The 11,383-nt window shown below is 37.2% G+C and carries 11 protein-coding genes; 6 read left to right on the top strand and 5 right to left on the bottom strand.

The window, feature by feature from the left end:
• Positions 1-22: 22 nt before the first annotated feature.
• The gene (locus tag LFLEISCH_RS13760) at positions 23-361 is read left to right on the top strand and encodes a zinc ribbon domain-containing protein YjdM (RefSeq protein WP_036063775.1); all 339 of its coding nucleotides are present in this window, start codon (positions 23-25) and stop codon (positions 359-361) included.
• A gap of 33 nt (positions 362-394) precedes the next feature.
• On the opposite strand, the gene LFLEISCH_RS13755 is transcribed toward LFLEISCH_RS13760, so the two are convergent.
• Complete coding sequence (locus LFLEISCH_RS13755; RefSeq protein ID WP_007477741.1) at positions 395-784, bottom strand: winged helix-turn-helix transcriptional regulator; 390 nt, start codon at positions 782-784, stop codon at positions 395-397.
• Positions 785-910: 126 nt separating this feature from the next.
• On the opposite strand from LFLEISCH_RS13755, the gene LFLEISCH_RS13750 reads away from it, so the two are divergent.
• Complete coding sequence (locus tag LFLEISCH_RS13750) at positions 911-2,089, top strand: MFS transporter (protein ID WP_007477740.1); 1,179 nt, start codon at positions 911-913, stop codon at positions 2,087-2,089.
• Between the two features lie 35 nt (positions 2,090-2,124).
• Here the strand turns inward: LFLEISCH_RS13750 and LFLEISCH_RS13745 are convergent, their stop codons facing one another.
• Positions 2,125-3,546, bottom strand: coding sequence for a glycosyltransferase family 2 protein (locus tag LFLEISCH_RS13745; RefSeq protein WP_007477739.1), 1,422 nt, complete (start codon positions 3,544-3,546; stop codon positions 2,125-2,127).
• A gap of 293 nt (positions 3,547-3,839) precedes the next feature.
• Here LFLEISCH_RS13745 and LFLEISCH_RS14835 point away from each other — a divergent pair, with 293 nt between their 5' ends.
• Together LFLEISCH_RS14835 and LFLEISCH_RS14830 are read left to right on the top strand one after the other, a co-directional pair.
• On the top strand, positions 3,840-4,541 hold the full coding sequence (locus LFLEISCH_RS14835; protein WP_007477738.1) for an SLC13 family permease: 702 nt from the start codon (positions 3,840-3,842) through the stop codon (positions 4,539-4,541).
• A 4-nt stretch (positions 4,542-4,545) separates the two neighbouring features.
• On the top strand, positions 4,546-4,950 hold the full coding sequence (locus tag LFLEISCH_RS14830; protein WP_007477737.1) for a transporter permease: 405 nt from the start codon (positions 4,546-4,548) through the stop codon (positions 4,948-4,950).
• On the opposite strand, the gene LFLEISCH_RS13735 is transcribed toward LFLEISCH_RS14830, so the two are convergent.
• The gene (locus LFLEISCH_RS13735) at positions 4,937-5,533 is read right to left on the bottom strand and encodes a class I SAM-dependent methyltransferase (protein WP_007477736.1); all 597 of its coding nucleotides are present in this window, start codon (positions 5,531-5,533) and stop codon (positions 4,937-4,939) included. The genes LFLEISCH_RS14830 and LFLEISCH_RS13735 overlap by 14 nt on opposite strands.
• A gap of 179 nt (positions 5,534-5,712) precedes the next feature.
• On the opposite strand from LFLEISCH_RS13735, the gene rph reads away from it, so the two are divergent.
• Positions 5,713-8,250 carry a rifamycin-inactivating phosphotransferase gene (gene rph / locus LFLEISCH_RS13730; RefSeq protein ID WP_007477735.1) on the top strand — a complete coding sequence of 846 codons (2,538 nt, stop codon included), beginning with the start codon at positions 5,713-5,715 and terminating at the stop codon, positions 8,248-8,250.
• A 39-nt stretch (positions 8,251-8,289) separates the two neighbouring features.
• Here rph and LFLEISCH_RS13725 read toward each other — a convergent pair whose 3' ends face one another.
• The gene (locus LFLEISCH_RS13725; protein ID WP_007477734.1) at positions 8,290-8,958 is read right to left on the bottom strand and encodes a CPBP family glutamic-type intramembrane protease; all 669 of its coding nucleotides are present in this window, start codon (positions 8,956-8,958) and stop codon (positions 8,290-8,292) included.
• Between the two features lie 376 nt (positions 8,959-9,334).
• On the opposite strand from LFLEISCH_RS13725, the gene LFLEISCH_RS13720 reads away from it, so the two are divergent.
• Positions 9,335-10,186, top strand: a complete 852-nt coding sequence (locus LFLEISCH_RS13720) for a helix-turn-helix domain-containing protein (RefSeq protein WP_007477733.1) — start codon at positions 9,335-9,337, stop codon at positions 10,184-10,186.
• On the opposite strand, the gene LFLEISCH_RS13715 is transcribed toward LFLEISCH_RS13720, so the two are convergent.
• Complete coding sequence (locus LFLEISCH_RS13715) at positions 10,187-11,224, bottom strand: MFS transporter (protein ID WP_077947285.1); 1,038 nt, start codon at positions 11,222-11,224, stop codon at positions 10,187-10,189.
• Positions 11,225-11,383 lie beyond the last annotated feature (159 nt).

Raw genomic sequence — 11,383 nt, 5'->3', positions numbered from 1 at the left:
TGATGGAGGAAATGTGTTTAAAATGTCAAATTTGCCAAATTGCCCAGAATGTAAATCAGAATATACTTACGAGGATCGCGGCCTTTTTATTTGTCCGGAATGTGGACATGAATGGAGCGCGGATGCTTCTGCTGTAACTGATGCGGAGCCCGTTGTACGTGATGCAAACGGAAATGTACTAACAGACGGTGACACGGTTTCAGTCATTAAAGATTTAAAAGTCAAAGGCAGTTCCTCTGCTTTGAAAATTGGGACGAAAGTGAAAAATATTCGATTGGTAGAAGGCGACCACAATATCGATTGTAAAATTGATGGATTTGGTGCCATGAAACTAAAATCGGAATTTGTTAAAAAGATATAAAAAAGATGGAATTCAGGCCGAATTCCATCTTTTTTATTTTTCGCATGCTACTTGTTCCTCCAGTGCTTCTCCGTCGCGTTTTAGCAAAATAACATCCTCATTTTTTATGAGCATTTTATCAACATGTTTTTCACCCCATAAACAAAGTTGGTTTAAAATAAGGGATAAAGAATGTCCGTAGTCGCTTAAATAATATTCTACTTTGGGCGGAATTTGTTCATAAACCTTCCGAATGATGACCCCGGAATCTTCTAGTTCACGTAATTGTTGCGTGAGCATTTTTTGCGTAATGTTTGGAATGAGGCGTCTTAGTTCACCTGTGCGTTTTTTTCCTTCGCGCAAGTGACATAAGATGACCGTTTTCCATTTGCCGCCGATGACTTCAAGAGTGGCTTCGACTCCAATATTATACACTTTTGTCATCTTTTTCCCTCCTATAGGTACTAAAAAGTACGTATATAACTTTAAAGTACCTTCTTGTTATTTTATACGGTATATAAGATACTGTATAACATGTTAAACAATTGGTCAAGATGAGAGGGGAAAATCATGGAACAAATTAAAACAAAATCAAGTTCAGCCTTTACTTTACTTGCGCTGGCCATAAGCGCGTTTGGTATCGGCTCTACGGAATTCATTAGTGTGGGCTTGCTCCCACTTATTTCAAGTGATATGGGTGTTGGAATCAGTACGGCGGGCTTGACGGTATCGATTTATGCGTTAGGTGTTATGATTGGGGCGCCCGTTTTTACAACACTTACGGCAAGTATGAATCGTAAGTCTTTATTATTACTTGTGATGTTGACCTTTATTGTAGGGAATTTAATTGCCATGCTTGCGCCGACGTTTGCTGTTTTACTTATCGGTCGTGTTATTTCGGCTTTTGCCCACGGTGTATTTATGTCGATTGCGGCGGTCATTGCAGCGAGTGTAGTGAGTCCAGGTAAGCGGGCCAGCGCGATTTCGGTTATGTTTACGGGCTTAACGGTCGCAACTGTAACGGGTGTCCCGCTCGGCACTTTTATTGGCCAAATTAGTAATTGGCGCATGTCTTTTTTCTTTATTGTAATGATTGGTATAATCGCACTTATTAGTAATTATTTTTTAGTTCCAAAAGAGCTTGAAAAAGGCGAAAAAACGAGTTTTCGAAGTATCGGACAAGTCTTGCAAAACGCACGGATTCTCCTAATCTTACTTATAACGGCATTTGGATACGGCGGAACGTTTGTTGTTTACACATATTTATCACCATTACTTGAGCAAAATATGGGATACGGAGCCCAAGCAGTGGTCATTATTCTTATCATTTACGGACTTATGGTTGCATTCGGTAACACGTTAGGCGGTCATTTGGCTAACCAAAATACGTTACGTGCGCTGTTTTTTATGTTTCTACTTCAAGCTATCATATTACTACTTCTTTTTTTCACGGGAGAAAACGCTCTGTTTGGTTTAATAACGGTCTTTTTAATGGGGATTTTCGCATTTATGAATGTCCCGGGACTACAGTTTTACGTGGTTAAATTGGCGGAGGAGTATACGCCAAATGCTGTCAGTATGGCATCCGCGCTTAATATTTCTGCTTTCAATGTGGGTATTGCCTTTGGTGCGTTTATCGGCGGCTTTGTGACAGACTATTTCGGCTTAAATTTAACCTCGATTTTTGGAGCCATTATGGTTTTGATTGCGGTCTTATTAACAGGTTTACTTGCCCGTTTAGAAAAATAAAAACAAACCGAGCTTCCCGGAAGCTCGGTTTGTTTTTAATGTCCTTCTTGATATTTCACCGAATGTTTCGTTTTCACCCATTTGTTTTGTTTGCGCATGCAGGTGAAAAAACCGATAATTTGGGGATAAATATAAGTGATAGAAGCATAATACATGCCAATCCATAATTGGAAAAAAAGTTTAAATCGATTTGTTTTTTTAGCCTGAAAGTTCTTAGGTAATTCATTGAAAATTGTGAATATTGGCAAGGCAATAAAGCGATAACTATCCAAAAGAATCCAAAGTAAAACTAAATCCCAAATGGGCAACACATAATTATATTCGCTTTTGAAAATTAGCGCGCTAATCGTGATAATCAGACCAAGAAGCGGGCTAAGCATGGAGAATGAATAAAAAATATTTTCGATTCGACTATTTAGTTCACGTAGACTTTTACTTCTTATTAAAGTGAAAAATTGAACAAGGATGGATGAAAATGCCACAAACCAGTGTCCTTGTGCCCATCTTGTTCGCTGTTTTGTGCTAACGCGTAAGGAGTTTGGTTTTTCATCATAGATAATAGCATGGTGATTCCAACTCGTTTTTTTACCAGAAATAGCGAGTTCAGTTTGTAGTTCAAAATCCTCCGTGTAGCTTCTTGGATTCCAGCCATGTTTAATAATGTAATCGGTTGAAAGTGCGAAGCCAGTTCCGCCGATGGTTGTATTCCAGCCGAGCTTTGCTTTTGCAAGCTGATAAATTCGATTGGCGTGGAAATAGGAGGCGGAATAGCCTGATGCGAGAAAAGAGGAGGTGACATTTTTACTGCCAAGATATCCTTGGCTGCAAACTAACTCTGGCATCGCAATGAACTGGTTATTCATTTGATAGAGGTAATCGGGATGCATGATATTATCTGCGTCTAAAATGATTAAATAATCCGCATCCATCCATTCCTTACAATTTGAAAAGTAGCTGCGGAGTGCGTGAGGCTTACCTCTAGGCGCGTTTCGTTCACTCTTATTTTCAAATATAAAAATGGGGTAATTTTGTAATCTTTGAAAGGTGTCATCCTCACAATTATCTGCAATAACAGTAATCGTATAAAGTTCAGCAGGGTAGTTTAAATTAGCAAGCGTTTGGACGGTTTGCTCAATAACTTCTCCTTCGTCTTTTGCAGGTATAATAATATGAAATTTATGCACCGGTTTTTGATCAGGATATTTTTTAGCACCTAATAATCCCCAAAAACTTAGTGATACATAGTAGCAAACAGCAAGAATATCAAAAGTAATTAAGCCAAATAAACTAAATAAAAATATTTTATAAAAAGAATTTGGTAAATCCGTGGCCATTTCAATATGTTTTCCAAAAATGTCTGTACCGACTACGGTTCCAGTTAAGATTCTAGACATAAGAAGAAAGATACTGAAAAATAGAAGCAAAAACGCAAGATTGTAAATAACAGTTTTTTTCATAATAACTTCCTTTTTCCATTTTTTAAGCAAAGGGCAGAGTGTTAGTTTTAGTTAGGTTGAACGACGAATCATCGTGCGCGAAGTGTTTTCAAGCCCTCATTAAGCGTCAACTCCTATTTTTTGTAAATTAATTCACATAAATCGTAACATAGTTTGAAATGAGTGTCTGTGAATTTTTTGTGAACTTTCTTAATTGTGCACAAAAACTAAGAAGCTCGTATAATGTGTTGCGGTTTCAGAGATACACGTGTACAATGAATGAGCGAAATGTATAGGAAATAGAGGCGGGAGATATGAGGACCATAGACTTTTTTAAGAAAGATTTTATTTTTACAATTTCTCTTTTATTGGCACTTATTTTTTCTATTTTTGGAAAATTTGATGTTACTTTTATTGACTTAAAAACTATTTTTTCACTATTCGGTCTTATGATTGTAGTAAAAGCATTTGAACGTTTAGGGATTTTAGCTGTGCTAGCTGAGAAAATTATTCAATTATCTAAAACAACGCGCCATCTTGTGGGTTATTTAATCCTCTTGTCGTTTTTTTCATCGATGTTTTTAACGAATGATGTAGCTATTTTGAGCCTCATTCCAATTTTTATTACGATTGTGAGAAAAGTAAAAGATTTTCCGAACATTGCTTATAGTGTGGTGCTCTTTATTATGGCAGCCAATTTGGGGAGCAGCTTACTGCCGTTTGGGAACCCGCAAAATTTATTTTTATATTCTTACTACCATTTAACGATTATCCAGTTTATAAGTTGGATGTTGCCACTTGCGCTTTTTTCGCTCATCATTTTATTTTTTCTTCATTTGAAAATTCCAAAACAAACGTTATCGATACAAAAAAAGACAAGTCGTCCGTCTTTTGAAAACAAAAAAATTGTTTTTGCCGGGCTTGTCTTTTCTTTTAATGGTTTTGGCCGTAATAGGAATTGTTCCTTATATTTATGTAGTGCCGCTTATTTTTGTTGCGTTCTTTTTGGGGGATAAAAAGGTGTTAGCAAAATTGGATTATCGTTTACTTGGTACGTTTGTTTTTTTCTTTATTATTGTTGGAAATTTAACGGAATGGGAAGTTCTTATAGATACTCTTCCAGCGATTTTTCTGCATCCGCTAACGAGTTTGTTTGGGGCAGCTTTTGTTAGTCAGGTAATTAGTAATGTGCCGGCAGCGATTTTAATTGCCCCGTTTGGGTCAGAAGTGCAAGCAGTCCTTTTAGGTGTGAATGTTGGAGGTATTGGGACTTTAATCGCTTCTTTAGCTAATCTTATTGGGTTTCGACTATTTCAATTGTATATGCCACATTTAAAAGTAGCTTTCTTAAAAAAATTTACGTGGTTAAATCTTTTGGTGTTTATTGTTCTTTTATTGGCTAGTGCCATATTTATTTGTTACTGATGGCGATAAATAAATCGGCATCTTGCTTCATAAATACATTTTTTCCGTGATGGAAATTTTCAATTTTACTGTTGGAAAAACCGACTTGGGCTAGCAATTCAGATAAGTTGCTTGCTAGAAAACCATTATGAACTTTAGGGTGAGAGACATGCTCGTTTTTGTCAAAATCAATCAGGATGAGTTGTCCTCCTTCATTTAAAGAATGATAAAGCTGGGTTAAAATTTTCTTTGTATCAGGAATGTGAAGTAAAACTAAAGAGACAATGATGATATCTACTTTTTCTGTTAGTGTTTCTTTTGTGAGATCTACTACCTTAGCCGTCACATGATGTATGTTTTGAGTGTCTATTTTTTCTTGGATAATTTTAACCATATTTTCTGATGAATCAACCAGTGTACTTTGCTTAACTAAATCGGTTAATGCAAGGCCTACTAAACCAGTTCCGCTACCATAATCTAGTAGCGTTTTTTCTTCTGCCTCTTTAAGCTCGGGACGAATGCGGTCAGAGATGATTTTTGCCAGTGCAATTCGTTCGGGATTATCGTATTTTTGGGCCATGCGTTCAAAGACATTTTCCTCCATTTTAAACCACCTTTCAGCAAAATAAAAACATGGTTTAAAATCCCAGTTTTCGGGCAAACCATGAAAGTATTCGCTATCTCTACTTTTATTATACCAAATAAAAAGATAGAATTATAGACTGTTTATTGTGATTTTTGACTGCTATAATAAGTCTACTTTGAAAACGAGGGGGAAATCAAATGAACGCATTCGTTATCAACCTGCAAGAAATTAATCAGGCGGCGCTTTCTTTTGTAGGAGGAAAAGCAGCGAATTTAGGGGAACTTACTCAAATAAAAAATCTAAACGTCCCTGAAGGCTTTTGCGTCACTACAAACGTCTATCAAGAAATTATCCACCAATCACAAGAAATTCAACAGACGATTGCCGAGCTTTCGCGCATGAATTCTACTCAGACAGAAGAAATTAAACAAAAGAGTGCGAAACTACAGAAACTCTTTTTAAATGAGACGATTCCAAGTGAGATTCAGTCAGAGATTTCCATTCATTTAGAAAATTATGGTGCAGATGCTGATTACGCCGTGCGTTCTAGTGCGACAGCAGAAGATTTACCGGGGGTATCATTTGCGGGGCAGCAAGATACGTTTTTAAATATTTCAGGTAAAGAGGCCATTTTGACGCATATTAAAAAGTGTTGGGCAAGTTTGTTTAATGAAAGAGCGATTCTTTACCGCATGCAGAATGGCTTTTCTGAAAATGAGGTTCAACTTGCGGTTGTGGTGCAAAAAATGATCCCTGCGGAAAAATCAGGCGTTTTATTTACAGCAGATCCGATTTCTGGCGACAGGCTTACGACTTCAATAGATGCAAGCGTAGGACTTGGCGAGGCACTTGTTTCAGGGCAGGTTCAAGCGGATGTGTATCAAGTTAAAAATGGCAAGGTAGTTTCACAAAATGTGGCCGAAAGCCGAGAAAACCCTATTTTATCCGAAGAAAATGTTTTAGAGCTTACGGTTTTGGGACGAGAAATGGAGCGCTATTTTGGTTATCCGGTTGATGTGGAATGGTGTTTTTTCGACGATGCTTTTTATATTGTACAGTGCCGGCCGATTACAACGCTATTTCCGTTACCAGAGAATATTCATGATGAAAAGCGTATTTATTTATCTGTGGGGCATCAACAAATGATGACGGATCCGCTTCTTTCGCTTGGGATGTCTGTCTATACATTAACGTCTTTTGGGGAGCGTTTTATAGCAGGCGGTCGTTTATTTGTTGATGTTTTACCACGTCTTCTTGATGAAAATAGTCGATATATGATGCTTGATACATTTGATTCGGAACCCTTGACGAAAGATGCACTTATTACGCTTTTAAAGAGAGGCGATTATCTGGACATTATGTATGATGAGACGAAGCTTTTAAATCAAAAAAAGCAAAAATTTATGACATTTCCGGAGACGATAAAAGCGGATGTTACGATTGTTAAACGACTGACAGAGGAGAGCGAGGAAGCGCTTATTCATTTGAAACAGGACATTAAAGCGTATGAAGGGGAGTCGTTAATTGATTTTATCCAACAAGATATTCTGAAAGTAAAGGGCTTTTTATCGCAAAAAGAAACGATGCAGGCGATTATGGCGGCTATGGACTCTGCTTTATGGCTCAATGAAAAGATGTTTGATTGGCTAGGTTTAGTTAATGTTTCGGATACTCTTACTAAGTCGCTGCCTGATAATATTACTTCAGAAATGGGGCTTGCTTTATTAGATGTCGCAGATGCCATTCGTCCGTATCCTGATATTGCGGCGTTTCTAGAAACAACGGAAAATAAAAACTTTATAGATGAACTCTCTCGTTTTAAAGGCGGAGAAGTAGTTCAGAAAGCGATACATGATTACTTAGAAATTTATGGCATGCGCTGCCCAGGAGAAATTGATTTAACGAGAACTCGGTGGATGGAGGAGCCTGAGGTATTAATTCCGATGATTTTAACAAACTTACATCATTTTAAAGAGGGGGCACATGAAGAAAAGCATCGAAAAGGCGAGTTAGAAGCACTGGATAAAAAAGAAGAACTAATCAATCAGTTAGCGAAACTGCCGGATGGGGAGAGTAAAGTTTCAGAAACTAGACAGGCGGTGGATGCACTCAGACATTTTAGCGGTTTTCGTGAATATCCTAAATATGTTATGGTGACGCATTATTTCGTGTACAAACAAGCGCTTTTAAAAGAGGCTAAAAAATTAGTAGAGAAAGGCGTTATTTCGGAGCAAAAAGATATTTATTTTTTCACCCTAGATGAGTTAAAAACAATTTTTCAAACAGAAAAAATGGATAAAGACGTGCTATATAAACGAAAAGCCGAGTATCAACTGTACGACAAATTAACCCCGCCCCGAGTTATGACAGCAGACGGTGAAATTTTGACAGGCTCTTACCATACAAGCGATTTCCCGAAAGATGCCTTGCCAGGTTTAGCGGTCTCTTCTGGCGTTGTTGAGGGACGTGCGCGAGTGATTTCAAAAATGGAAGACGCCAAATTTTATGCGGGAGAAATTCTCGTTACGACTTTTACAGATCCAAGTTTTACCCCTTTATTTGTTTCAGCAAAAGGGTTGGTCACAGAAGTAGGCGGTTTAATGACACACGGCGCTGTCATTGCAAGAGAGTATGGCTTACCAGCTGTTGTGGGCGTTACAAGCGCTACGGAATTAATTAAAGATGGTCAAATGATTCGAATAGATGGCACGAGAGGTTTTGTGCAGATTTTATAAAAAAAGCGTCCCCCTTTATATGGAGGACGCTTTTTAAAATTAAAGAAATGAGCCGATAATAAAGCTAATGGAGTCAAAAAGACTATGTGTAATCCAACTTGAGACAATCGATGGTTTTTTCTCGGCTTTTAAAAAGATAAATGTAAAACCTAATCTTGGGATGGTGAGTAGAAGAAGTGGATGAATAAGGCTTCCGTATGTCCAGTAGTGAGCGGCTGCGAAAATGAGCGCACTAAGTATGCTAGCTATGATAATTGATGCCCTATAGCCAAGAAATTTAGACACAAGAGCGAAAATAGCAAGTAAAAAGGCAACAGTTAAGATTTCTTCACCAAAGAGCTGAAAATAATTCATAATCCAGCCATACCAAGGGATTGAGGAAGTAGTAATCGGGTTCGGACGAGCACTAAAGTTAGTGGAAAATTGATAAATGACACCTAAAATAAAACTAGCGCCGTAAATAATAATAGTACCTAGAACAGCTTTAAAGATACCTTTTAAGGTTAATGTATGGAATAAGGCCAAAAAGCTTTTTTTGGATAAAATAAGCCAAGTTACAACAGGAATAGCTACAAATAAAAATTGCTTGACGAGCGTCATACTCTCCGTTTGCGGAAATCCCGTATAGCTAATTGTAAAAAAGCCAAGTGCAACAGCAAAAAGTAAAATAATATATTTATATCCTTTATCAAATAAAAGTTTTTCCAATTTTATTTCTCCTTTAAAATAATTTTTATGCATGAACATGTTGATAAAACAGTTTTTATAAAAATGTATCAAAGGGAAGTTACTTCATAATCACAATCCTCTTCTTTTTTTTCCGTGCAGCCTTAACGTGCGGCGTCAACTTATGAATCCTAGTATATTTGTTTTTAAAAGAAAAAGATGATATGGTCTTATAAATAAGACCATATCGCTCTCAAATGGCAATCTTCGTCGTTCGTGCCTCCGTTCTGGTGCTCATGTACTCTGTACGCTTCTCTCCAGTACATGGCTCTGCCTAGAATCTCACTATTTGCGAGCAACATGATTTTGGCGTAAACTTTGAGTTTTTCTATAAGCTAATGATAGGAGTTGTATGAAGATGGAATATGGGGCTATTCTCCGGGAAATTCGTATTCGTAAAGGTCTTTCGCAAAAAGAAGTTTATACGGGAATTATTTCGAAATCCTATGCGATAGAATTTGAAAAAGGGAAACATGTCATGCGTGTGGATTTGCTTATCCAAATATTGGAACGTATTTCTATGGAAATAGATGAATTTATGTATGTGAGCAGGGGGCATCAATTGAGCAACCATGCGCGTTATATTTATGATTATTCTCGCTTCGCCAATACACATAATATACCAGCACTTTATGAACTTTTAGAAAATCTACCTTACGATGATACACTTATGAGCTCGGTTAGAGCGGCAGAAATTAGATGTCGCATTGCAGTTTTAAAAAAGATGGAGAGAACGGGGATATATAATCCAAAAGATGCCCCGGATGAAGATAAAAAAATCATTCTCGACTACTTAAATACAATTGAAAGTTGGACGTTGCAAGAGGTGCAACTTTACGGGAATACAGTGGAGTTTTTAGATGATACTAACCAAGTGTTTTTATTTAAAAGGCTGTCAAAATCACTCGAGTTATATATAGAATACGACGTCGGACGAGAAATATTTTGCGGGATGTTAGTGAATTTGATATCGGTTTGTTTTAGACAACAAGCGTATACGTATATTGATGTATTAATTACGCAACTAAAATTAATTTGTACTAGCTACAAAGAACTTTTTTACCAAATTACTGCTCAATTTTTTGAAGGGCTCTTAAAAGGGGTAGGAGGAGATACAAATGGCATGAAGCAAGCGAAACGTGCTTTAGATATTCTAAAGGAAGCGAATCACACGGATTTAGCGGAAGAGCTTGCTTCGCTTATTTTGTAATTAAATGTGAGCGCTAAGCGACTTAACGAAGAAGTATAAATAACAAGCAATAACAAGAAGTAAGGCGCTGCATGCAAAAAATAACATCGTGATCGAAAGTGGAATAAATGTTGTGAAAATAAACGGGGCAACGAAACTCCCTAAGTTTAACGAAATAAGGGCAAGCGAAATAAAAAAGGTACCATTTGCTTTTGGAACGGATTCTAAAATGAAAGTATATGTCCAAGGGCTAACAATTCCTGCTGCATAACCGATGATGGGCATTAAAAGGACAATCAAGATAAGTTGGTCGAGTATGGCGACTAAAAAGAAGGCAAGTGCCATGATTAAAACAGAACCGATGGGAAGCCACAATTTCAATTTGATATATAGGCGACCGAAATGCAAACTGCCAACTAGGGCGAAAAAATTGAGTAAGGCAAGTCCGATTCCGAGTGTGTTAGCAAAATCATGATAGCCTTTTTCGGAAAGTAGCGGCGCGATTTTAGAATAGAAGTTTCCAAGGACAACGGCTACTAAAAAGATGGTGACAAGTGTTAATAAAATGATACTTGAAAACCCAGTTTTAGACAGAGCAGAACTTGAGCTCTTTTGTGGTGTGGGTGCAGTCTGAAAATTATAGGCGATGAAAAGCAGGATGGGAAAAGCAACCAGATATGGTATAAAAACATAGGACCACTGATAGGAAACGAGTAAGCCTGATAAGAGAAGGAATGTAATAATACCCAATTTTTGTGTGGCGCTTTGATAACCCATCATCTTTGATAGTTCTTTGCCTTGGTAGAAATTAGAAATCTCGCTCACGGCAAATGGTTTAAATAAGCCAATTCCAAAGCCTAATACTAAACGACAGCTATATAAAAACCAAAAATTTTCGATAAAAAGAGGCGCTATGCCACCTATACCAACTAATGCGAGGCCAATTAACATAAGCGATTTTACGGAAAGAAAGCGAGAGATATACATGCTTAAAAAAATGGCGATTAAAATGGTAATAGAAGGTAATGTGACGATAGAATCAACTAGTGAAGTTGGTATCGTAGGGTAAGCATTCTCTAATTCAACTGTTGCAACAGATAGAGAAGTATAGGAAGTAGAAGATAATCAAAAGAGGAGTAACTAAAAGGGTTATTTTTAATTTGAWTTGAAGCGTAATTAAATCCAAAATCGATTGTCTTCCTTTCTTAAATAAACGGA

Source organism: Listeria fleischmannii subsp. fleischmannii LU2006-1, from assembly GCF_000344175.1.
Classification (GTDB): Bacteria; Bacillota; Bacilli; order Lactobacillales; family Listeriaceae; genus Listeria; species Listeria fleischmannii.
This window is presented reverse-complemented; position numbering and strand designations above follow the sequence as displayed.

Excerpts from the sequence above, each read along its gene's own strand:
- LFLEISCH_RS13720 (WP_007477733.1), top strand. The coding sequence starts at position 9,335 with ATGGAATATGGGGCTATTCTCCGGGAAATTCGTATTCGTAAAGGTCTT.
- LFLEISCH_RS13735 (WP_007477736.1), bottom strand. The coding sequence starts at position 5,533 with ATGGAGGAAAATGTCTTTGAACGCATGGCCCAAAAATACGATAATCCC.
- LFLEISCH_RS13745 (WP_007477739.1), bottom strand. The coding sequence starts at position 3,546 with ATGAAAAAAACTGTTATTTACAATCTTGCGTTTTTGCTTCTATTTTTC.
- LFLEISCH_RS13750 (WP_007477740.1), top strand. The coding sequence starts at position 911 with ATGGAACAAATTAAAACAAAATCAAGTTCAGCCTTTACTTTACTTGCG.
- rph (WP_007477735.1), top strand. The coding sequence starts at position 5,713 with ATGAACGCATTCGTTATCAACCTGCAAGAAATTAATCAGGCGGCGCTT.
- LFLEISCH_RS13760 (WP_036063775.1), top strand. The coding sequence starts at position 23 with ATGTCAAATTTGCCAAATTGCCCAGAATGTAAATCAGAATATACTTAC.
- LFLEISCH_RS13755 (WP_007477741.1), bottom strand. The coding sequence starts at position 784 with ATGACAAAAGTGTATAATATTGGAGTCGAAGCCACTCTTGAAGTCATC.
- LFLEISCH_RS14835 (WP_007477738.1), top strand. The coding sequence starts at position 3,840 with ATGAGGACCATAGACTTTTTTAAGAAAGATTTTATTTTTACAATTTCT.